Source organism: Alphaproteobacteria bacterium SS10, from assembly GCA_019192455.1.
In the GTDB taxonomy this organism is placed as follows: Bacteria; Pseudomonadota; Alphaproteobacteria; order TMED2; family TMED2; genus TMED2.
The window spans coordinates 44,065-66,462 of sequence record JAHCML010000008.1 but is presented as its reverse complement, the minus strand read 5'-3'; the positions used below and the strand labels follow the sequence as shown (position 1 = coordinate 66,462).

The 22,398-nt window shown below is 58.5% G+C and carries 22 protein-coding genes; 10 read left to right on the top strand and 12 right to left on the bottom strand.

Features of this window, described 5'->3' with window-relative positions; genetic code table 11:
- Positions 1 to 127: 127 nt before the first annotated feature.
- On the bottom strand, positions 128 to 934 hold the full coding sequence (locus KI792_13470) for an autoinducer binding domain-containing protein (protein ID MBV6634030.1): 807 nt from the start codon (positions 932 to 934) through the stop codon (positions 128 to 130).
- 92 nt (positions 935 to 1,026) lie between these two features.
- On the opposite strand from KI792_13470, the gene KI792_13465 reads away from it, so the two are divergent.
- Positions 1,027 to 2,211: an aminotransferase class I/II-fold pyridoxal phosphate-dependent enzyme gene (locus KI792_13465; protein MBV6634029.1), complete on the top strand. Its 1,185-nt coding sequence runs from the start codon at positions 1,027 to 1,029 to the stop codon at positions 2,209 to 2,211.
- Here the strand turns inward: KI792_13465 and ftsY are convergent.
- The 4 genes from ftsY to KI792_13445 all read right to left on the bottom strand — a co-directional run bounded on the left by ftsY (position 2,208) and on the right by KI792_13445 (position 6,543).
- Positions 2,208 to 3,170 carry a signal recognition particle-docking protein FtsY gene (ftsY, locus tag KI792_13460; GenBank protein ID MBV6634028.1) on the bottom strand — a complete coding sequence of 321 codons (963 nt, stop codon included), beginning with the start codon at positions 3,168 to 3,170 and terminating at the stop codon, positions 2,208 to 2,210. The genes KI792_13465 and ftsY overlap by 4 nt on opposite strands.
- Positions 3,171 to 3,239: 69 nt before the next feature.
- A complete protein-coding gene (locus KI792_13455; protein MBV6634027.1) occupies positions 3,240 to 4,325 on the bottom strand; it encodes a hypothetical protein in 1,086 nt (361 codons plus the stop codon).
- Positions 4,322 to 5,614, bottom strand: a complete 1,293-nt coding sequence (gene mtaB / locus KI792_13450; protein ID MBV6634026.1) for a tRNA (N(6)-L-threonylcarbamoyladenosine(37)-C(2))-methylthiotransferase MtaB — start codon at positions 5,612 to 5,614, stop codon at positions 4,322 to 4,324. Before mtaB ends, KI792_13455 begins: the two co-directional genes overlap by 4 nt.
- A 32-nt stretch (positions 5,615 to 5,646) precedes the next feature.
- Positions 5,647 to 6,543 (bottom strand): diaminopimelate epimerase, encoded by an 897-nt coding sequence (locus KI792_13445; GenBank protein ID MBV6634025.1) that lies wholly within the window; start codon positions 6,541 to 6,543, stop codon positions 5,647 to 5,649.
- 223 nt (positions 6,544 to 6,766) lie between these two features.
- Here KI792_13445 and KI792_13440 point away from each other — a divergent pair, with 223 nt between their 5' ends.
- A complete protein-coding gene (locus KI792_13440; protein ID MBV6634024.1) occupies positions 6,767 to 7,720 on the top strand; it encodes a hypothetical protein in 954 nt (317 codons plus the stop codon).
- 94 nt (positions 7,721 to 7,814) lie between these two features.
- Here the strand turns inward: KI792_13440 and KI792_13435 are convergent, their stop codons facing one another.
- From KI792_13435 to KI792_13425, 3 genes are all read right to left on the bottom strand, one after another.
- Complete coding sequence (locus KI792_13435) at positions 7,815 to 8,783, bottom strand: hypothetical protein (protein MBV6634023.1); 969 nt, start codon at positions 8,781 to 8,783, stop codon at positions 7,815 to 7,817.
- A 290-nt stretch (positions 8,784 to 9,073) separates the two neighbouring features.
- Positions 9,074 to 9,877: an SDR family oxidoreductase gene (locus KI792_13430; protein ID MBV6634022.1), complete on the bottom strand. Its 804-nt coding sequence runs from the start codon at positions 9,875 to 9,877 to the stop codon at positions 9,074 to 9,076.
- Positions 9,878 to 10,201: 324 nt separating this feature from the next.
- The gene (locus tag KI792_13425; protein MBV6634021.1) at positions 10,202 to 10,669 is read right to left on the bottom strand and encodes a DM13 domain-containing protein; all 468 of its coding nucleotides are present in this window, start codon (positions 10,667 to 10,669) and stop codon (positions 10,202 to 10,204) included.
- Between the two features lie 236 nt (positions 10,670 to 10,905).
- Here KI792_13425 and KI792_13420 point away from each other — a divergent pair, with 236 nt between their 5' ends.
- The 3 genes from KI792_13420 to ffh all read left to right on the top strand — a co-directional run bounded on the left by KI792_13420 (position 10,906) and on the right by ffh (position 14,663).
- On the top strand, positions 10,906 to 11,883 hold the full coding sequence (locus KI792_13420) for a hypothetical protein (protein MBV6634020.1): 978 nt from the start codon (positions 10,906 to 10,908) through the stop codon (positions 11,881 to 11,883).
- A 109-nt stretch (positions 11,884 to 11,992) separates the two neighbouring features.
- Positions 11,993 to 13,036, top strand: a complete 1,044-nt coding sequence (locus tag KI792_13415) for a hypothetical protein (protein ID MBV6634019.1) — start codon at positions 11,993 to 11,995, stop codon at positions 13,034 to 13,036.
- Between the two features lie 109 nt (positions 13,037 to 13,145).
- Positions 13,146 to 14,663 carry a signal recognition particle protein gene (ffh, locus tag KI792_13410; GenBank protein MBV6634018.1) on the top strand — a complete coding sequence of 506 codons (1,518 nt, stop codon included), beginning with the start codon at positions 13,146 to 13,148 and terminating at the stop codon, positions 14,661 to 14,663.
- Here the strand turns inward: ffh and KI792_13405 are convergent.
- From KI792_13405 to KI792_13395, 3 genes are all read right to left on the bottom strand, one after another.
- On the bottom strand, positions 14,660 to 15,016 hold the full coding sequence (locus tag KI792_13405; GenBank protein ID MBV6634017.1) for a cyclic nucleotide-binding domain-containing protein: 357 nt from the start codon (positions 15,014 to 15,016) through the stop codon (positions 14,660 to 14,662). The two genes, ffh and KI792_13405, sit on opposite strands and share 4 nt — an antisense overlap.
- 10 nt (positions 15,017 to 15,026) lie before the next feature.
- A complete protein-coding gene (locus KI792_13400) occupies positions 15,027 to 16,265 on the bottom strand; it encodes a hypothetical protein (GenBank protein MBV6634016.1) in 1,239 nt (412 codons plus the stop codon).
- Positions 16,266 to 16,373: 108 nt separating this feature from the next.
- Positions 16,374 to 17,321, bottom strand: a complete 948-nt coding sequence (locus KI792_13395) for a DUF808 domain-containing protein (GenBank protein MBV6634015.1) — start codon at positions 17,319 to 17,321, stop codon at positions 16,374 to 16,376.
- Positions 17,322 to 17,410: 89 nt separating this feature from the next.
- Between KI792_13395 and KI792_13390 the strand changes: the two genes are divergently transcribed.
- Complete coding sequence (locus KI792_13390) at positions 17,411 to 18,523, top strand: permease (protein MBV6634014.1); 1,113 nt, start codon at positions 17,411 to 17,413, stop codon at positions 18,521 to 18,523.
- Positions 18,524 to 18,526: 3 nt separating this feature from the next.
- Here KI792_13390 and KI792_13385 read toward each other — a convergent pair whose 3' ends face one another.
- Complete coding sequence (locus KI792_13385) at positions 18,527 to 19,546, bottom strand: HAD family hydrolase (GenBank protein MBV6634013.1); 1,020 nt, start codon at positions 19,544 to 19,546, stop codon at positions 18,527 to 18,529.
- 481 nt (positions 19,547 to 20,027) lie between these two features.
- Here KI792_13385 and rpsP point away from each other — a divergent pair, with 481 nt between their 5' ends.
- From rpsP to rplS, 4 genes are all read left to right on the top strand, one after another.
- Positions 20,028 to 20,555, top strand: a complete 528-nt coding sequence (gene rpsP, locus KI792_13380) for a 30S ribosomal protein S16 (GenBank protein MBV6634012.1) — start codon at positions 20,028 to 20,030, stop codon at positions 20,553 to 20,555.
- Positions 20,556 to 20,576: 21 nt separating this feature from the next.
- On the top strand, positions 20,577 to 21,122 hold the full coding sequence (gene rimM, locus KI792_13375; protein ID MBV6634011.1) for a 16S rRNA processing protein RimM: 546 nt from the start codon (positions 20,577 to 20,579) through the stop codon (positions 21,120 to 21,122).
- Positions 21,119 to 21,862 (top strand): tRNA (guanosine(37)-N1)-methyltransferase TrmD, encoded by a 744-nt coding sequence (gene trmD, locus KI792_13370; protein MBV6634010.1) that lies wholly within the window; start codon positions 21,119 to 21,121, stop codon positions 21,860 to 21,862. The genes rimM and trmD overlap by 4 nt, the downstream gene beginning before the upstream one ends.
- A 71-nt stretch (positions 21,863 to 21,933) precedes the next feature.
- Positions 21,934 to 22,341, top strand: coding sequence for a 50S ribosomal protein L19 (gene rplS / locus KI792_13365; GenBank protein ID MBV6634009.1), 408 nt, complete (start codon positions 21,934 to 21,936; stop codon positions 22,339 to 22,341).
- Positions 22,342 to 22,398 lie beyond the last annotated feature (57 nt).

The following is a 22,398-nucleotide window of genomic DNA, read 5'->3' as shown; positions in this document are numbered from 1 at the left end:
CGTGGCCAGGAGGTTGAGGCACGGGTATTGGCCCGCGCCCTGTCTCTGCATGCCCATCGCCGGGTATTCATCGCCGATCAGCGCACCATCATCTTCACGCCATAAGGCGAAAAGAGCGCTGGCACGCCTAAAGCATGATGTCGCCCTGAACCAAGGCCTGGGCGACCGCCGCCGGGGTGCGCTTCACCCCATAGCGTTTGCGGGCCGATTTAAGATGCTGGTTCACCGCATCCCGGGTAACACCCAGGATATCGGCCGCTTCCTGCACGGACTTGTCACCTGCAATCAGGGTCAGAACCCGCCGCTCCCGATCACCAATGATCATCGAGGCAGGCTTGGCCCCCTCAACATCCCTGGGTTCGGCGGCAAGGCCACGTAGTTCGACAATACGCTGATGCGCCAGAATGATCAGGGCATGGAATTCGGGTGAAAACCGCTCCCGCATCGACCGGCGTGCCTCCTGCTCATCGAAATAGAGGCTGATTAGCGCCGAATGGGTCTGGCCCTGATCATCCCGGTGATGAACCGGCACAATGATGCCGTCGAAGAACTCAAAATCATTAGCGAGATCGAGGATACGGCCAGCCGATTGCCGTGGGCCTGGGCGTGGCTTACGCACGGCGGCAAATTCCGGGCAATCGAACCAGCCAAAATGATTATGAGCGGCAGCGGCCCGGCGAACCACGGGGTCATAATCGAGGAAATTCTCGCCGAGATAACTCTCAATAAAATCGGTGCGAACCGTGGTGCGGAAGAAAGGTTCCGCCCCCGCTTCTGCCACGGAACCGATATCAACATAGGAGAAGCTGCTGGCGCCGAAATTGCCGGCGATCCGGTCGAAAATTCGGATGACCTGTTCAACGCTATCCGCCAACTCAATAGCGGTGAGTTGCTCTGCCCCAACCAACCGTGTCTTTGCCGCCCCATAAATCACCAACCCCTAATATGGTAGGCAGTCTATCCTCTCAATCCACGTCATGGCATAAAACTCGCCCTTCCAGCTTTGACCTACCGCAAGATTTGGCCATGCCGATTAATCCACGCATTGATGCGCTTCCCGATTATCCGTTTCAGCGCCTGCGCAACCTGCTCGACCCGATCACCCCAACCCATAATGGTGAGCCGCTAAACCTCACCATTGGTGAGCCACAGGGCGTGCCACCGGAGTGGATGACGGAAGTGGTGACAGAGCATGCCCATCTCTGGGGCAAATACCCGCCCATTGATGGCACGGCGGCGTACCGGCAGGCGGCGCGCGATTGGATGGTCCGGCGCTATGGCCAATCAGCGGCGACCCTAGACCCGGATAAAAACATCCTGCCCGTCGCAGGAACTAAAGAGGCGCTCTATTTCCTCGCTAGCTTCCTAAGCAATCCGGAAGGGGCAGAGAAGCCGCTCGCCCTGCTGCCGAACCCCGCCTACATGGTTTACGAGGGGGCCGGCGTCATGGCCGGGTGCCAGCTGCATTACCTGCCCGCAACGGCTGAAACCGACTATCTCCCCGACCTGGATAAGATCGAGCCTGAGGCCATGGACCGCGCGGCTTTCATGTATCTCTGCGCACCGTCTAATCCAGAGGGTGCGGCGGCGAGTGAGGCCTATTGGCGAAAGGCAATTGCGCTGGCCCGACGTCACGATTTCGTCCTCGTGGCGGATGAGTGTTATGCCGATGTCTATCTGGGTGACACGCCACCTGACGGCGCCATTCAGGCGGCCGATGGTGACTTCACCAACCTGCTGCTGTGCCACAGCCTGTCTAAGCGCTCCAACGCTGCTGGCCTGCGGGCCGGGTTTGTTGCTGGTGACCCAGATCTGATCGCGCCGTTTAAGCGTCTACGCAGCTATGGCGCCGCTGTCATGCCCCTGCCACTGGTGGCCGCTGCCACCGCGCTTTGGAATGATGATGACCATGCCGCCACGATCCGCAAGGGCTATCAGGACCGCTTTGCGATCGCCCATGACGCGCTTAAAGACGTCACGGATTGGCAGATCCCCGATGGCGGCTTTTTCATTTGGCTAAAGACGGGTGATAGCCTTGCGATGACCGAGAAACTGTGGCGGGAACAAGCCCTGCGCGTCCTGCCCGGCGCCTATCTCGGCAAGGAAGAGGCCGACGGCTCAAACCCAGGCCGCGACTACATCCGCGTCGCCCTGGTCCATGACCTCGCTACTGTTGAACAGGCGTGTTCCCGGCTTCGGGCTGCGCTTTAAGCGTCCAACCCAACCAATAGCCGGGCAAAGCTTTCGGCAGTGAAGGGGCGGAGGTCGTCGATGCCCTCACCCACGCCAATGGCATGAACGGGCAGGCCAAAGCGTTCGGCAAGGCCAATGACGACACCGCCACGGGCGGAGCCATCAAGCTTGGTCACGACCAAGCCGGTGACATTGGCGATCTTCTGGAATGCCTCCACCTGGGTATAGGCGTTTTGGCCAACCGTGGCGTCGAGGACGAGGATTGTTGAGTGTGGTGCCTCGCCATCCAGCTTCTTCAAAACCCGGCTGATCTTCTCAAGCTCGGCCATCAGATTAGCCTGGTTTTGCAATCGGCCAGCGGTATCGATCAGCACCACATCGTGATCGGTCTCACGCGCGGCTTCCACTGCCTCAAAGGCGACGCCGGCACTGTCAGCGCCATGGTCTTTGGCGATAACTGGGCAACCAACCCGGCCACCCCAAATCTTCAGCTGCTCAATCGCCGCCGCGCGGAACGTATCACCCGCGGCAAGCGTGACCCGGAACCGATTATCCTGCAGCAGGTTTGCAAGCTTCGCGATCGTCGTGGTCTTACCCGAACCATTAACCCCAACCACCAGCACAATATGCGGGCGGTGAACGGTTTTGACCTCAAGCGGCTTCGCCACATTCTCAATCATCGGGGCGATGACCTCGGCCAGGCCCTGCTTAATTTCTTCCGTTGAGGGGTTGCGGCTGAATTGCTTATCCGCCAGCTCTGCGGTGATCTTGGCCGCCGTAGCCGGGCCCAGATCGGCGGTGATTAGCAGCTCCTCCAGCTCCTCCAACGCCTCATCATCAAGTGGGCGCTTACCACCGAACATGTCGGAGAGGCCGCCGCCGATCTTGTCGGAGGATTTGGACAGGCCACCGGCCAGGCGTGACAGCCAGCCACCGGATTTCTGACCAGGGTCATTTTGTGTGGTTTGATCGCTCATGGTGCGGGCGGTGTACCGGTCCCGGGCCAGCCGGGCAAGCCCATAGCAGCGACGGCGACCAATCGCGCGTTAGCGGGTGAAGCCGCGCTCAAACGCGACGGCGCGGAATACGGGCCAGGCCGACTTCTCACTCAGATCGTGGTTACGTAGGCCGAGGGAGCCTAGGAAGCCGACAAAGCAAGGCGCATCGCTGCCATAGGCCCCAGCCAGATTGGCGGCCTCATCCGGTCCGATGTCGGTTTGCCAGACCCAGTTCATTGCCTTGATCCGGTCAGCATATCGGTCCCAGCGTTGAAACACTTGATAGACGAAATCGGCCTGCCCCTCGGGCCCATCACCGCAGGCGGGATCGGATGGGTACCCAATCTCTGCCAGGTGGATTGGCTGATCAGGGAAAGTACCAACCAACCGGTCCAAAACGGTGACGGCGACATCGATCGGCTGGGTCTTCATCTCAGCATCCAGCGGGTAATAGGTGATCATGGCGAGGTCCATGCCCTCAGTCACCTGCCGCGCGATGACTGGCTCTTCCAAGGCCAGGGCACCCGCTGCCGTTACCTTCACACCCACGGGCAGGGTTGGGTAGGCCGCTGCCATGCGCACCTTTAATGCGCGGATAAACACGAGGTAGGCGGCCTGCTGCGCCGGTTGGGTGGTCAGCAGCACATCCACCTCATTCCCCAGGGAAACACTGATCAGCTCGGCATCGCGGAGGCGGATGATCGTCCGGTTCAGAGCGCGCCAGGCGGCCTCAATCACCTCAGGGTCATCCCAGCTCGCGTTCTGATGCCAGGCTGGGCGGCGGTCACTGACCGTATCGAAGGTGAGAAATGACAGCGCCACCTTCAGCCCATAGGCGGGGAAGGTGCCATTGGCCAGCTGCGCGAAATCTGGCCTGGGGTTATGGGCGCCGGGTGCGGTCTCAACATCATCCCAGCCGACCACCAACTCAATGTAATCGGACCCGGCTTCGATCGAGGCATCCATGGCATTGCCATAGCTTTGGGTCTTGGTCTCGATGATCGCGAGGCCCAGCAGGCGATCACCACGATGAACGGGTGGCTCGGTCTGCGCATGGGTTTGGGATGCGGCCATGGTGACGAAGATTAGGCACAAGGCCATCGTTAGGCAGGCAAGGCCCAGGCGCCTGATCACGGCACAACCTGCCCAATCAGCTTACCATCGGCGATGCCGGTGAGCCTGGCGGTATAGAGGCCGCCAGCCTCAACGTCGCCATCCAGCACAACCTCGGTGAAGTGTTCGGTGCGGCCGGTTCTGTCCTTCTCAACCAGCACCTTTGCCTCCTGGCCCAGCTGCGCTTCCAGCAGCTTGCCAACCTGCCGGGTGCCCAACTCACGCAGGCGGGCGGCGCGCTCTTTACGGGCATCCTTTGGCACCTGGGGCATCTTGGCCGCCGGAGTGCCGGGGCGCGGCGAATATGGGAAGACGTGGAGGAAGGTCAGATCGCATTCCTCAACACAGGCATAGGTATTCTCAAACATCTCATCGGTTTCGGTCGGGAAACCGGCGATGATATCAGCGCCAAAGACAATGCCGGGGCGCAGCTCTCGCGCACGGCGGCACATCTCAATCGCATCGGCGCGCAGATGCCGCCGCTTCATCCGCTTGAGGATCATGTCGTCACCGGCCTGCAAACTCATATGCAGATGCGGCATCAGCCGGGGCTCCTCCGCCACCAGGCGCCATAGATCCTCATCCATCTCAACCGGGTCGAGGGAGGAAAGACGCAGGCGCGGCAACTCTGGCACTTGCGCCAGCAGGCGGCGGATCACCTGGCCGAGGGTCGGACTGCCCGGCAGGTCAGGGCCATAGCTGGTGACATCAACACCGGTCAGCACCACCTCTGAGAAGCCCTGCTCAACCAACATCCGCACCTGATCGACGATGACGCCAAGGGGGACGGAGCGGGAGTTACCACGGCCGTAGGGGATAATGCAGAAGGTACAGCGGTGGTCGCAGCCCTGCTGCACCTGAACAAAGGCACGGGCGCGCCCGTCAAAGCCCTCAATCAGATGTTCCGCCGTCTCCCGCACCGACATGATGTCATTGACCAGCACCACCGGTTCGTCAGCGGGCTTGAGCAGCGTGTTTGACCAGCTCTCGCGCTTCATCTTGGCATCATTGCCAATGACGGCGGCCACCCCCTCAATCCCGGCATAGGTGTCGGGATCAATCTGGGCGGCACAGCCGGTGACGATGACGCGTTTGTCACCGCGATCGCGCACCAATTTGCGGATGGTCTGCCGGGCCTGCCGCTCCGCCTCTGCCGTGACGGCACAGGTATTGACGATGATCACGTCATCCATGCCCGCAGCTTGGGCATGGTCACGCATCACCTCACTCTCATAGGCGTTGAGGCGGCAGCCGAAGGTAACGATCTCCGGCCCCGCCGCGCCTTTGTCTTTGGCATCGGTCCCGGTCATGATCGTTGAACTATAGCAGTTTCGATGAAGACTTAAGCCGACGCGGCCAGTTTGGGCGTCGGTTTATGTTTGGCGTTTCCCAAGGCACCCGGGCTGAGGGTTCCCTCCGCCACGTAAGTGACCGGGCCGGTCATCACGATGTGGTCGTCTTCCTCACGCCACTCCAGGGTCAGGCAACCGCCATCCAGCAGCAGCTCAGCCTTACGGTCGGTGAGATCACGGCGCACAGCGGCAACCAGGGTCGCGCAAGCAGCAGACCCACAAGCCTGGGTCACACCAACGGCGCGTTCCCAAACCCGCATGCGGATCGTCTTACGGTTCAGCACTTGGGCGGCTTCCACATTGGTCCGCTCTGGGAACAACTCGTCATGCTCGATCACCGGGCCAAGGCGCTCAAGCGGCACGGCCTCAATATCGGGGACGAAGTGAACAGCGTGTGGGTTACCAACATTGACGGCCACACCGTGATGCAGCGGGCCAATGGCCAGCGGCAGGCGGGCAGTGTCGGTTTCCTCAGACAGCGGGATCTGATCCCACTCAAGCTTTGGCATGCCCATATCGACGGAGATTTGACCATCGGCCAGGCGTTCCGCCTTCAGCAGGCCGGCGACGGTTTCAATCACCACGGTATCGCGGCCCAGCTCGTCCATGATGACATCGGCGACACAGCGGGTCGCGTTGCCACAGGCCTCAGCTTCGGAGCCGTCATTGTTCAGGATGCGCATATACACATCGGCATCGGCCGACATGGTGGCCGGGCGTTCCATGGTGATCAACTGATCGCAGCCAAGGCCTAAACGGCGGTCGCTGATCAGCCGCACCTGGTCCTTGCTAAGGCCAGCGGTTTGCGCGGTGAGGTGGCGCCCGTCAATGATCACGAAGTCATTGCCGAGGCCGTGCATTTTGCGAAATGTAAGGTCGTTTTCCATGGCGACGAACACTAGCGCAAGATCCCGACATGTCCATGAAAGAGGCGGCCACTAGCCGCAAACCCGGTATGCGTTTCAGGTCTTCGCAGGTGCACAAGCAAGGTAGCATGCGGGTTAGCGCCACGCCGCAACCCAGCCCTGCATTGCCGCTTCCATTCAGGAATGACAGCCTGATTTCATGAAATAAGGGACCCGCCACCATGCCGGGATCGGAGTTTGATCAATGCGCTATATGAAACTTGCAAAGACATTGAGCTTCCAACGCCATGCCGATGTGCCGGCGGCGCCAGAGGGCTATTGGCATGCCTATCAGGGCATCTCATCAACCGGTGAGGGGCTGTTCCTTTGTAAGGCGAATGAACCCGGCAGCGGCGAGGATAAGGCCCCGCTTAAGCTGTTCATCGTCACGCCTAAGGCGACCAAGCAGATTGAGATCACCCTGCTGCATCTGGAAGACCCGGCCTATGTCACCACCTTCCCCGATGGTCGCCTGCTGCTGGTTGAACCGCGCAGTCAACTCTACCGCGACGGTACCTGCGATCAGAACGCCGCCGTCTATGACCCCATCACCGGCCATGCCTATAGCTTCCTAATCGGCGACGCCGTCACCGCTATCGGTGTCGATGGCCGTGGCCGGATCTGGGCCAGCTTTTATGATGAGGGCATCTTCGGCAATTACGGCTGGGGCGAGGGCGATAGCCCGCTTAGCCCGGGTGAGGGTGGCCTGGTCTGTTTCGATGACCATGGCGAGCTACTGTGGTCCTTCAACCATGTGGTGAAGGAGAGCAGCATCGATGATTGCTATGCCCTCAACATCACCACCGACGGCGTCTGGATTAACTATTACGAAGATTTCCGCATCTGCCAGATCGGCATGGATCAGGACGACACGGATTTTGAAGTGCAGTTCTTCCAATCCCGGGGCATCAACGGCTCGGACGCCATCGCGGTCAGCGATGATGCCTTCCTGCTTAGCCGCCAATATGGTGAGGCCAATAGCCGCTTCCACCTAATCCGCCGTGACGGCAAGCTATCGGAAAAGCCCCAGGCCTACCGCGCCAAACTGCCGGATGGGCGGCTGGACATCCGGCACCTAAACCCGATCGGCCATGGCAGCCGAATGCACCTAATCGGCGAAGCTGGCTGGTTCAGCGTCGATGTGGGTGAAGTTGATTAATATTGGCACAGCAACCTCGACCGTTTGCCTGAAGCCAATCGTTGACTGTAATGCTTACAAAAATAATCTTGAAAATCATTCCATACAGCAGAGACTATTTAAATCTTGAACAGATACTCAGATCAATTCCATGAGTTGAACTTCTAAGGTGCTCGTGAAACTCTTGCATAGGCATTTCAATATCGATCAAATAAAGAGAAATTCGAAAAACCTCATTTATAAAATCCTCAACAGCAATGAGATCATTGAATTCAACCTCCCTTACACCCGCATGGGTTATTTTTGATCTTATTTTATAAAGATATTTGATTTTATTGTAGTATTTTTCTCTATTATTACTCAAATCTGTTATTATACAGCTTGAAAATCTTGATATAGTATCAGAAATTGGCAATCCCTTGCCCACATTTAAAAATGACTCTAATGCAGTAAAATATAGAACGACACGGTGCGCTCTATCATAAGACTGCCTTGCAGAGGCCAACCAACCCAAGGAATAATATAAAGATTCAGATATAGTTCCTTTTTTTCTTTGGAAAATTTTATTTATTTTATCTTGAAAATCTTCCCGATAAAAATCGGCCTTATTTGGAGCATCTACCCAGTATTGAGAGGGTTTCCCACCCGAGTCCTGGTAAAAAGTATTGCCACTATGCTCGCCACACAAGAAGGGCACCGTATTAAACATATTGCTATCTGGATGAGGCTCTACCTGACCATTACCAGCGCGAAAGCATATTGAATTTGCCTGAAGCCCTAGCCTAAATGCAGATGTGAAAACACCAGCCATCCAGTATGCTTTTGGCTGGCACGAGAGTGCAGAACAACGACTTTTGACCAGCCAATACCATTCATGATCTCCAGGGATTTTCGCTTCGCTAAAAACCTTAAAATCTGCATCGAGGTCTTTTATTGAATTTTTATTTATAATAGATATATAGTTGCTTCTTAATCCCATCATCTTGTTAATAAAATAAAAATATCCACATGGGAAAATTGCATTATAAACTTTTTCACCATACTTACTTATTTCTTCATTAAGAGATTCAAGTAAATCACTCACCCCAAGATAATTTTTTTTAACACGACAGAAACACTTGAATATTATTCTTTGAATATCAAAATATTCTGGCTCAAGCTCACTATTTAATTTGAGTTTTCTTAAAATTATTTTTACTGAATTCTCAAAATTACGTTTTTTTTCCTAATCATTCAGATCAAATACAATTCCATGAGTATAAAAATGCGAAGGATCTTCAGGAAACAAGAGTAATTTGTCTGGTATGGACACTACAGCCTTGTTTAAGTTATCAAAAATACTCTCTGCATCTTCAAAAGTGAGAGCTTCCATATTCAGCGGGCTCCAGCAATATCAAGCAACGCACCCGACATGTAGCTGGCCTCATCCGACAGCAGCCACAAAATCGGCTCTGCCACTTCCTCCGCTGAACCCGCACGGCCCATGGGGAGGACCGGGGCTAGTTCGTCGGCGCGGTCGGGTTGGCCACTTAGGGCGTGGATTTCAGTGTCGATGATGCCGGGGCGGACCGCGTTGACGCGGATGCCCTCACCCGCCAGCTCTTTCGCCATGCCGATGGTCATGGTGTCCATCGCCCCTTTACTGGCGGCGTAGTCGATATATTCATTCGGGCTGCCCAGCCGGGCGGAGGCGGAGGAGACATTGACGATCGCTCCGCCCTGACCGCCATTACGCTTGGCCATATGGCGCACCGCTTCCTGTGCGGTCAGGAAGGCGCCCATGATGTTGGTGGCAAAGACGCGCTGCATCCGGTCGACGGTATAGCTCTCAAACGGTCCCTGCGGTGCCGTAATCCCGGCATTGTTGATCAACGCGCGAACCGGGCCCAGATCCTCGGCCGCCGTCTTAAACAGCTTGGTCACATGGTTCGGGTCTGAGACGTCACCCTGCACCGCGAGGGCATGGACACCGGCGGCGTTGCAATCGGCGACCACCGCCTCGGCCGCAGCCTCATCCTTGGCGAACAGGATCGCGACATCATAACCGCGCCTCGCCGCCAACCGGGCGCAAGCGGCACCAATGCCGCGCGACCCACCGGTGATGACCAGGGTGCCGTGATCCTCTGCCAGATTGTCAGAGGCCGTGTCAGCGGTGGAGGGTGTATCAGAAGGAGGCATGGGCGCCTGATCCGTAATGCTAGAGTGGGGGAACCGAAACCGCCCTAGCTTTACCCTGGACCGGACGCCCATGCCTAGGCCGAAGGTTCGGCCATCCGTGGACACGCCCCCATCTGGGTCTTGAAGCCCGGTGGGCTTCGGGGGCGTTAAAACTTGAGAGGCACCGGCATCGCCTGACATTGAGGGGGATAGGCGAGGCCGGTGCCTGAACTGCCGGGATTGCGGATGCGGATTAAGGGGGTAGGGGCCCGCAATGACCGGCTAGTGGTATGACGCTCCTTTACTCAGTTCCCCTGGGTAGGATTTGGTTCCGTTATCACCAGTTCAATTGATGCGGGCGGAGCCGAGGGGCACGTTGAAGCGCACGCAGTGGACGTGAAACTCACTGAAATTCGATGGGTCGATGCCGGCCGGGATCAGATATGCCTGGCGCCCGTTGTGGTTGCCCAGCTTGGTAAAGATGGTGCGGTTATCCACCCGGCCATTATTGCCAAAGCCCAGCTGTGGGTCCGGCGCGCCGCGGAAGCGGAAATCATCGGCCAGCAAGGCAACATGGCCCTGGGGTGTCTCAATAATCTGGATGGTGCCCTGAACCGTGTAATTGCCACGGCCCTGCAGCTGACCCTGGGCGACCACATCACCCACGGTGGAGATCTGCGCGCTAACCGGCGCGGCAAAACCGATGGCGGCAAACAGCGCGAGGCTCATCGCCAGGGCGACGAGTAAGGCGCGCGGTTGGGCGCAGGATAGGGTGCAGTCTTTTGCCTGGCGGTTGGTGGTTGATGTCGTCATGGGGTCCACTCCTGGTTCTAGATCGGTCCGGTATTGGATGCCGATCCGCTTGCTTCAGGAGGTAGGGGCCCGGGCAAAAGACTGCCAAACACGGCTGATCACGGGATGGCGATGAGTTGAGAGCGACCACGATTTTTCGACCGGTCGATATTGGTGCCAAAGCTTTCTACCGCTTGGCATAGGGTGCGGGCATTCGAGCCCTAGATGGCAAGAGCATCTCTCCCCAAAGGTTATCGATGGCTAAAGCAAAGAAGGCCTTCTTCACCCCCGCCCGTAACCCGGGTTGGTATCGCGGCGTGCAAAATGGCGATGCGGCCAAATTGGTTGGCGAGGGTACCGGCAATGGTAAGCCGCTCTATCACCTCTCAGGGCCTGTGCGCAGCGGCCTTGGCCAGGTTCTCTCAGCCTCCGGCAATTACGAATTGATCCACCGTGTTTCAGCGGCGAGCCAGGGCGCCCGCCAGGATCTCGCCCGGGTTGTGGTGGCCCATATGCTCGCCAAGCCTGGTCGGACAGACGCGCTGATGACCCGGATGAGTGATGCGATGGGTGACCTCGCCGAAACCCTCTGGGACCGGGCAGAGATGCGCGCCGATGTTGAGACACCGCTGACCGTTGAGTCCCCCGCCCTCGACAATGCGGCCAGTGAGGCTGAGGCTGAACTCGCCAGCACCATGCTGAAAGCGGATAAAGCACGGGAGCGTTTGTTCGCCGAGGGGCTGGAGAAGAATTGGCAGGGTACGGACCTGCAACCGGAGATTTATTACCTCGACCGCCTGAAACCTGCCGCCGAGGCGCTGAGCAGCTTCGCCGCCAGCATGCGCAGCGGGGGAAAGCCGGGCCCGGTTGGTGACGCGCTGATTGAGACCCTATCAACCAAACTATCCCCCGATACCCTGGTGCGCCTGGCTGATGAGCTGCCAGTGCATTACGGCGGCCCGGATAACTGGATGGACGGCCCAACCCGGGCAGAGTCTGAGGCACGGCTGAATGCCATCGACCTCACCATGCGCCATTGGGATGAGGTGAGTGGGGGTGACCGCTTCCCTGGCGGTATCTCCATCGGCAATGGCCGGGTTCGCGCCGTCCCCGCCGCCGTGGTTGAGGCGCAGGGTGTTCGGGTCAATGACCAGGCCGATTTCGACGCGGTGACCAGCAAGCCAAAAGCCGCAACGGCACCGGATGCAACGGCCCGCCGACCCGGTGGCCGCTAAGCATTGCGCGGCAACTATCATGAACACCTGACTCGGTAGTTTCATGAAGCGGGATTAGCCTCCTTCAATCGCACTGACCCCGTAATCACGGATGTGAAGGACCGCCACCATGGCGCCACCTGGAACAACACCCGGAAGCAGCACCAAAGACCCGGCCGAGCAATGGCTGGTTCCTAGCCGGCAGGCTGGCTGGTTCCGACTGGTCACAGGGCCCGAGGCTGAGCTTGGCGCCGGCACCCCTGGTCAAGCGACATACCTACAAAGTGGCCCCGATGCGCCGAAGCCCCTCGCCATCACCGATGATGCGCCGCTGGGCGAAGCCTTACAGATGGGCGACAGCACCAATCTACTCGATCACATCGCCGCACAAAGCTTGAGCGTGCGCCAAGAAGTAGCCGGGCAGGTTATCGACCACCTGTTGGATGCTGGCGCCGATGCCCGGGGCCGGTACCGTAAGCTAACCCAAGCCCGCCTGGACGCCTGGAGCCAAGAACTGACAGGCAGTGACGGCCCCAAAGTCCTGGATGACCATCTGGATCAACATCAGGCCGTGTTGCGCAGCTGGCTGCATAAGGACTTCCCAAGCGCCACCGCCCATGAACTGCAAGAGACCGCCTGGGCCGCCCGGCGTGCCCGCAGCGATCATGGCAAGGGCTTACACGCACGCCCTGATCCCAGCGGTTGGGTTGGTGTTGTGACCCGCAGCGCGGGCGAGCGGATGCTAACCGACCTCGCCATGGCGGATACGCTCGTCAAGCTTGAGCATGATCTGGACACCGTTGATCCGACCGAGGCCCGCAGCAATGCGATCCAGGGCCTCATCGATGGCCTAACCAGCCAGAACCTGGTTCGCGCCTTTGATGATATGGAGCCATTCTACGGTGAAGTGGCCGAGCATCTGGATCTTGAGCCACGCGAAGGTCAGCCGGTGATCAACGTCATCGACATGGCGCAACGGCACTGGGACGAGGTTGATCCCGCCGGCAATTATCCGGGCGGTATCGCCATCGGTAACAATGCCAAGCGTGTGGTGCCCGCCGCCGCAGTTGAGCAATACCGCGAAGAACTGGCCGAGGCCGCTATCCTCGCGCAGCGCGCCGCCGCCGAAGCCCCAGAAATGGGCCAGGTGCTTCAATTCCGGCGCCGAACCTAGCCCCAGCCGTCATCGCCAATCAGGCTCAAAGGAAGTGTTTGGCCTTGTCTTGGCCAGCCCCCATGTGCTTGTTCAAGCAACCATCCGATTTGAGCCGGTGTAATCACCCATGTTCGACAGTCTTTCCGACCGCCTTGGCGGTATCTTTGAACGCCTTGGCAAACGCGGCGCCCTGACCGAGAGCGATGTTGAGGGCGTGCTGCGCGAGGTGCGCATCGCCTTGCTTGAGGCTGATGTCGCCCTGCCTGTTGCCAAGCAGTTCATCGCCGATGTAAAGCCACGCGCCATCGGGCAAGAGGTCCTGCGCTCGGTCAAGCCAGACCAGCAGGTGATCAAGGTTGTCCATGACACGCTGGTTGAGACCCTGGGCGAGGCCACGGAAGGCCTGACGCTCGCCGCAGAACCACCGGTACCGGTGCTGATGGTTGGCCTGCAGGGCTCTGGTAAGACCACCTCCACCGGTAAGATCGCCAAGCTTCTAACCGAGAAGGACAAGAAGAAGGTGATCATGGCGTCGCTCGATACGCGGCGCCCAGCGGCACAAGAGCAGCTGCGCTTTATTGGTGAACAGCTCAATATCGACACCCTGCCAATTATTGAGGGGCAAGAGCCCGTCGCCATCGCCCAGCGCGCCCTGAAGACCGCGCGGCTTGAGGGTTATGATGTGGTGATGCTGGATAGCGCCGGCCGCCTATCCATCGATGAAGAGCTGATGGCCGAGATTAAGGCCGTCCGCGATGCCACCAACCCGGCTGAAACCCTGCTCGTTGCCGATGCCCTAACCGGTCAGGACGCGGTAAATACCGCGCAGAAGTTTGATGAGGCCGTTGGCATCAGCGGCATCATGCTGACCCGCGTTGATGGTGATGGCCGCGGCGGTGCCGCGCTGTCCATGCGTGCGGTTACCGGCAAGCCGATCAAGCTGCTTGGCGTGGGTGAGAAGTTGGACGCGATTGAACCGTTCCACCCTGAACGTGTCGCTGGCCGCATCCTTGGCATGGGCGATGTGGTCTCTCTGGTTGAGCGCGCCGCCGAGGTTATCGAGGAGGAAGACGCGGCCAAGATGGTCGCCAAGCTTGAGAAGGGTCAGTTCGACCTGCAAGACCTCGCCGACCAGCTGTTACAGATGAAGAAGCTGGGCGGTATGCAGGGGCTCATGGGCATGATGCCCGGTGCGGCCAAGATCAAGAAACAGATGGCCGAAGCTGATATCGACGATAAGCAGATCGACCGGCAGATCGCCATTGTCCGCTCCATGACACCACGGGAGCGGAAGTATCCAAAACTGCTCAACGCCTCACGCAAGCGCCGCATCGCCGCCGGTGCTGGCGTGCCCGTGCCTGACATCAATAAGCTGATCAAACAGCATCAGCAGATGCAGGGCATGATGAAAAAGATGAAGAAGATGGCCAAGAAGGGTGGTTTCCCAGGCATGCCTGGTGGAATGCCCGGTATGCCAGGCGGCAAACTGCCCAAGGGCGTCACCCAAGAGCAGATGGACGAGTTGATGAAGCAAGCCCAGGCCGGTGGTATGGGCGGCGGCAAGGGCCTCGGCAATCTGCTGGGCGGTGGCGGTATGCCACCAGGCTTCCCTGGCAAACTGCCCCCAGGCTTTGGCGGGAACTAGCTATCGACCCGATTGGTTAGGCGGCGGATGGTGGTCATCAGCATGTTGACCCAGGCACGCATAAAGTCATTCAGCTGGTCTAGGTTCTTCTCAAACGTCGACTCATCAATCGCGACGATCTCGGCATTCTCGATCACCTTCGCGTCCGCCGAACGTGGCTTGCCATCGATCAGGGCCATCTCCCCGAAGAAGCCGCCCTTGGTCAGGGTGACGAGGTGAACGGTCTCGCCGTTTACCTGCCTTTCAATGCTGACCTTGCCAGAGGCGATCAGATAGGCGGTCCGCGCCTCATCACCTTCGTGGAAGATGTAGGTACCGGCTGGGATCAGCCGACGATCTAGAATTTTGCTCATGGTCCCGTCTTCACTTTTTGTGCAGTAGAATAACGTCGCTGCCGTGGCCCGCCTTGATTTGGGTCAAGTGGAGGGTCAGCGCCTTGTCTTCACCGAACTTCTCGGTAAACGCGGCCACCATAACCTCCGCTTCGCCGCTACTCTGGCGACAGGCATATAGGCAGGCCGCAAATGCATCGAGGCGATCTTCATCACCATCGGTATGCAAGGCCTCAAACATCTCAAGCGGCTTGGATTTACCGACGAACTGATAATGGCCGATGGAACGCCATTGCTGATCGACCGTTGACCCCTCAAGTGTCGTGGCCGAGGCCAGCATGCGGGTGCCGACCTGCTTGTTCAGCCCCTCAATAATGTCCAAAGGAAATGCAGCGTAGAAGAAACGATCCATCCCTCCGTCAGAGGACATTGGGATATCAATCTCACCTTGCCCCTCAAGCCGTTCACGGTCGGCGGATAAGTCTTTCAGCACCGATATAAAGGGCCCGTCGTCGCCCTGGATTGAGACATAGACATCCTCTTTCCCACGCACGACCAGCAGCAGCGAACCAGCAAACTGTGATGAGATGGAATACAGCCGCTGCTTAATCGAATTGATGTTGAAATCAGCGGTTAAGGTGCCGACCCAAGATGGCGGGTAGCCACCCAGCATGGCCTTTACCGAGGTGACGCCCAATCCACCTTCTCGAAATTCATAGGGGCGGGTCCATGACACGCCGGGCCTCAGATAGCCTTGGTAGAACCATTCGCGACCACGCGGATCGAACCGAGCGGGCACCAGCGCCTCAATCGGCCGCCATTCCCCGTTCTTCTCAAACACCCATTCCTGGGTTCGGCCCTGCTCCCGCGACGGAACCGACATATTAATTACGATGTCATCACCACGCCGGGTGGCCCCGACGAACGAGCCCTCCTCCCGGGTGCCGTAGCTAACCCAGCTCAAAAACGGTGCATTTCGCAGTTCGGTAGCGAACAACACGGCCAGCTTGTCGAGATCGGTATAGCTAATCGCGCCGACAGCCATGTTGCTCGAAAACTTGTTCAGAATTGCCGGGGCCCGGCCAAAGGTGTTGTTCAGCTCGGCAGCCGAGGCCTCAAAGATCGTTTGGGCCTCACGCTCCTGGATCTGGCTCGCCAACTCAAAACTGCTGATCACCCATTTGACGCTCACCGTCACAAGTGAGGCCGTGATCAACAGCATAACGATCGACAGCACGGCAATTCGAATACGAATGTACCGGGGCTTCATGGCACAGCCTTAAGTTGTAGTTAACTCCCCAATAACCGCAGACTGACCCATCCTGCGCCAATTAACTAGTTGATTTCGCAATTTTTCCTAAATTCGTATGCCACAGACTTAATCTGCAACCAGGCGCTTGCGGAGTACCGAAACTGCCATAACAAGCGGGATAATCAGCGACCCAAGGATCAGGCCGAATACGCCGTTTAGGGCGGCACCTACCGCCCAGGTAACGAAGCCTTCAGCCACATGCATCGCATGGGCGGCATCATGGGCGAGGTCATGGATGGTATGGCCGATGAGGCCATAACCCAGCTCCTCCAACCCATGGGTGAAGATGGAACCACCAACCCAGAGCATGGCGGCGGTACCAATGCCGGCCAGTACCGTCATGACCCCGGGCATCGCCTTGACCAATCCACGACCAAAAGCGCGGCTGAAGCTCAGAATGCCGGTTTGGGCGAGCTTTAGGCCCACATCGTCGGCCTTAATCAGGATGATTACGCTGCCATAGACCAGGGCGGTGATACCCACCGCGACCACGGCGAGGATGATCCCCTGCATCCAAAGGCTATCCGCCTCAATCGCGGCGAGGGCAATCACCATGATCTCAGCGGACAGGATAAAGTCGGTTTTGATCGCGCTTTTAACCCGATCCTCCTCCAGATGCGCAGCATCAAGGCTGGTGGGCTTCTCGTGGTGATCGGTTTGGGGGAAGAAGACATGCAGCACCTTCTCTGCCCCCTCAAAACAGAGGTAACAGCCACCCAGCATCAGCAGCGGCGTCAGGATCCAGGGTGCAAAGACACTAAGCAGCAGAGCCGCTGGCAGCAGGATAACCAGCTTGTTAAACAGCGAGCCCCGGGCAATCTTCAGGACAATTGGTAACTCGCGTGCTGCGGGCAGGCCCTGAACGTATTTCGGTGTGACGGCGGCATCATCGACCACGACGCCGATGGCTTTGGTGCTGACCTTCGCCGCCTTGGCCGCGATATCATCAACCTGGGTCGCCGCCAACTTGGCCAGCGTCGCCACATCGTCGAGTAGCGCGATTAATCCAGTCATGGCACAAACAACCCACAAAACAGCCTGACACCGCGCAGCGACGAGCGGTGTCATTACATAACAGAGCCACAACACCTATATTCTGATCCATGAGTGCTGACACCTCCATATCGCCAGAAGGGGTTTCCCGAAGTGGCGGCTGTTGCCCCAAAAAGGCTGCGGGGCCGCCGACGCTATGGCAACGGGTGCGTGCGTTCGATTGGATGCTTTGGGGCAGTGCGGTGCTGGTTGTCGCCGGCTACATCACCTTCCTGCTAAGCCCGGAACACAGTCACGGCGCCCTACATCACTACGCCCATGGCGTGTTTGAGTTGATGAACACCCTGTGGTGGGGCCTCCTGCTCGGCATCATCTTTGTTGGCTTAATGGACCGGATGCCGAAAGAGCTCGTCATGAAGGCGATGAGCGGTAATCGCCCGGCGACCGGCATCGCCAAGGCCACCGCCGCCGGTGTGCTGTTTGACTTATGCAGTCACGGCATCCTGATGGTGGGGATGAAGCTTTATGAGCGTGGCGCCACCATCGGCCAGACCTTGGCCTTCCTACTGGCGAGCCCTTGGAACTCTATTTCCCTGACCATCATCCTGATTGCGCTGATCGGCTGGGAATGGACCCTAGCCTTCGTCATCCTGTCCGCCATTATCGGCATGATCACCGGGCTAATCGCAGACGGCCTGGTCGCCCGGGGTAAGCTGCCGGACAATCCCAACCGGGAGGGGGTCGAGATTGGCGATCACAGCCTGATGTCCGGGGTTAAAGAATGGATGGCGGGGCTTAAGCCGAGTGGCCAGGGTACAATCAATGTCATCAAAGATGGTTTTCGTGGTGGCCGCATCGTCATGCGCTGGATCTTATTCGGCGTGGTCTTGGCCAGCCTAATCCGTGCCTTTGTGCCCGCGGATGTCTTCGCAGAATGGTTTGGGCCCGGCCTAATGGGGCTGTTCCTAACCGTGATCGTCGCGACAATTGTCGAGGTCTGTTCAGAAGGCTCGGCGCCAATTGCCGCCGATATTATCAACCGGGCCGGGGCACCGGGTAATGGCTTCACCTTCCTGATGGCTGGGGTGGCAACAGACTATACTGAGATTATGAGCCTGCGCGAGACGACGGGCCGTTGGGTTTTGGCCTTTGCCCTACCCATTATCTCAGTGCCGCAAACCGTGGTCGTCGCGGCCCTGATCAATCATCTCTACACGGTTTAAAGGTTAGAGCGCGCCAACCGGCTGCGCGATCCGCCTTGGTGCCGGCGCCTGGGCGGCGGCGGCTGTTGATTTGCCGGGCGCCTGTGTGGGACTCACGGCTGCGGCGAGCTGCGTCGTCTTCTTGATCTCAAAATCCGGCACCATATCGCCAGCGCTTGGCTCATAGCGTGGGGTCATCGGCAGGATCTGCAGCGGCTCAACCTGGCCAGAGCCACGGCGGAGGCGATGCATCTCACGCGCTAGATCAGCATCACTAGCGCCCCAATGCGCCGTAATATGCGCGGTGCGGAGGCCCAGGGACTTAGCGGGCCCAAGATCGCGGCGAACGTGATCGGCAATACGAAGCGAGCTGTCCGCCTTCGCACCCTCGGCCGCCATCACGAATTGCAGCTTCTCACGCATATTAAGGCCAGCCGGAATGGCGGTCATTGGGGCCTCGGTCCCACCACCCAGTACCTGGTTCAAGCGGCGGGAATTGGCACCACCCGGTGCCTCCTGCTCAATATCCTGACCGGGATAGGTGTGGTGGACCAGATTGGTTAAACCGCTCTCACGCAAGGCATAGCGCGCGGCAGATTCCGGCAGGGCGGTCATCACCACAACTTTGCGCCCCTGCTCTTTCAACCGCTCAAGGAAGGCAACGGTTGGCCGATCAGCGGCGACCAGATCGCCAAAGGTCCGGCGCATCTGAAGGCCAAGCGGCGCAAACTTCTGCACCAAATCCTGATCCGGGAAAGCGGCGGTAAGGCCGGGATGGCTGTTCAGACCGAAAGGCAGGGCCAGCAATTCCTGATTCCGCGGATGACGCAGGCCATCGGCGAGCGTGACCTTATCAAGGCCAGACTCTCGCGCCAGCGCATCATAATAAATCTTCGTCGCGGTGTTTCGCGCCTGACCTAGCGGGATCAATGTATCACCGAGGTCAATGACCACGGTGTCAACGCCATCCAGCGCGCGCGCAGAGAAGGGCGCCGTCTCGGTCGGACGGTCCTTGGCGCGGGATCGATCAGCTGTCACTGCCATGGGCTGCTTGAACTCGACTGTTCCGGGCCGGGGCCACGGTTACGTCGATGCGACGTTGTTCAATTTCGAAAAAACTCTCAGGCGCACGGAGCGGGGGAGATCGCTTTCACCCGCGCGACTGTCCCGCTAGATACGCGCGCGAGTTGAAAGTGCCGATCAAAGATAGGAAGCCAAGTTGACGAGTCTGATATTCCGGAATCGCATGACTGGCATCAGGGCCCGCAAGCTTTGCTAATACACGGGGAAACTTGCTTTCCAGGGCCCGGCATGATTAAACCCCGCATCCTTATAGGAATAACCCAATTTAGCCGCTGACCCCCTGCGCGACACAACCGGTGTTTAACGTGTCGTCAGTCCTCTGGAGCGAGGTGGCCAAACTTGGATGTCAGCCAAGCGCGATGGCTCATCAACACCGCGCCCCCAGCCGATATCCAGACATGACAACCGACCTAACAACGTTTGACACGAGGATCCGAGATCCATGGCTACTAAAATCCGTTTGGCACGTGGTGGCACCAAGAAGCGCCCATTCTACTCAATCGTCGTTGCCGATGTTCGCGCCCCACGCGACGGCAAGTTCATTGAGAAACTGGGCACCTTCAATCCACTGCTGGCCGATGACCACGACCAGAAACTTGTTCTGAACGAAGAGCGCGCGAAACACTGGCTCGGCACTGGCGCCAAGCCAACTGAGCGTCTGCAGAAAATCTTCTCCAAGCTCGGCCTGACCGAAGCCCCTGAAATTCGTGAGCAGCCGAAGAAGTCTGCCCCGAAAGCGAAAGCCCAGGAGCGCATGAAAGAGAAGGCTGAGAAGGAAGCTGCCGCTAAGGAAGCCGCTGAAGAGGCTGCTGCTGAGGCCGCTGCCGCTGAAGCTGCACCAGCTGAAGAAGCGCCTGCAGAGGAAGCACCAGCCGAAGAGGCTGCCGCTGAAGAGGCTCCAGCTGAAGAAGCTGCTGCTGAAGAGGCACCTGCTGAAGAAGAAGCTAAAGAGGAAGAGAAGGCCTCTTAAGGCACTTCCCTTTAATCAAACATGTCGACCCAAGACCCTGACCGTCTCGCCGATGGTCGCTTGCGGATCGCCAAAATTGTTGGGGTGCACGGCGTTAAAGGCGCTGTGCGCCTCAAACTTTTTCTGGAGGATGCGGGCGAGTTGCATGCGTTTGGTCCCATTACCGATGCTGAGGGCACGGAATGGGCCATTGCGCTCGGCCATGCGCAGAAGGGACATTGGGTCGCCAGCCTTGAGGGGATTGAGGACCGGGAAACCGCCGCCGCCCTCAAAGGCACCGACTTCTATGTCCAGGCCGATGCCAGGCCAGACCTCGATGATGGTGAGTTCTATGCCACCGATCTGGTTGGCCTGACGGCGCGCGATGCCAAGGGCAAAACCCTGGGCAAAGTGGTGGCGTTTGAAGATTTTGGTGCTGGCCCGTTAATCGAAATCGCGTTCAACGGGGTGAAGCAGCCGGTGATGCTGCCCTTTACCGAGGCAGTGGTTCCAGAGATCGATAAAGCCGCCGGCCACCTAACCGTCGAGGTACCACCAGGCTATCTGGATGATGAGGGGGCGGCATGAGCGACGATCACGCACGAGATCAAGCCCAGAAACCCTGGCAAGTCACTTGCCTGACCCTGTTCCCGGAGATGTTTCCGGCCACGTTGGGACATTCCCTTGCAGGGAAAGCACTTAAGGCTGGACGTTGGGGCTTGGAAACTGTAGATATCCGCAGCTTCGCGACCGACCGGCACGGTACCGTGGACGACACGCCCTATGGGGGTGGCGCAGGTATGGTGTTGAAACCCGATGTGGTGGACCGGGCGATCGCGGAAAGTGGCCCACATCATCGGCTGATTTATATGTCGCCCCGCGGTCGATTGCTCGACCAGCCTTTGGCGCGTGAATTGGCGGATGGCGAGGGTTGCACCATTATCTGCGGCCGGTATGAGGGGCTGGACCAACGGGTCCTCGACGCCAATGCCGTGGAAGAAGTATCGATCGGCGACTATATCGTCTCAGGCGGCGAGATTGCGGCCCAAGTCCTGATCGACACGGTGGTGCGCTTACTGCCAGCGGTGATCGGCAATGCCGAGACCCATGGCGAAGAGAGTTTTACCGGCGGGTTGCTTGAATACCCGCATTATACCCGGCCAGCGGTTTGGACCGACCGGCAGGGAACCGAGCATCCGGTACCACCGGTGCTCACCTCGGGCGATCATGGTGCTGTGAAGCGCTGGCGTCTTTCCGAGGCCGAGGCTATAACCCGCCAGCGGCGGCCTGACCTTTGGTCGGTTTATCGCGGCACAGACACGGAATAAGGGTCAGGCGACCCTTGAATTGAACCAACGGCGTGAGGCCGTCGGTTTGGAAGGATGAAACGATGAACGTCATTCAAAAGATTGAAAAAGCTGAAGTTGAGCGCCTAACGGCCGAGCGCCAGATCCCGGATTTCGATCCAGGCGACACCGTTAAGGTCAATGTGAAGGTTGTCGAGGGCACCCGTGAGCGTGTCCAGGCTTATGAAGGTGTCTGCATCGCCAAAAAAGGCGAAGGCGTGAACGCTTCCTTCACCGTCCGCAAAATCTCCTATGGCGAAGGCGTTGAGCGTGTGTTCCCGCTCTACTCCCCACGGATTGACAGCATTGAGCTGATCCGTCGTGGTGATGTCCGCCGCGCCAAGCTGTACTACCTGCGCACCCGTCGCGGTAAGTCCGCTCGTATTGCCGAGCGTGTTACCGGCCACGGCATCGAGCCACGCGTCAGCAAAAAACAAGCTAAGGCACAAGCCGAAGGCTAGACGCACAGCGTCATTCGAATTTGAAAAGGGCTGCACCCAACCGGGCGCAGCCCTTTT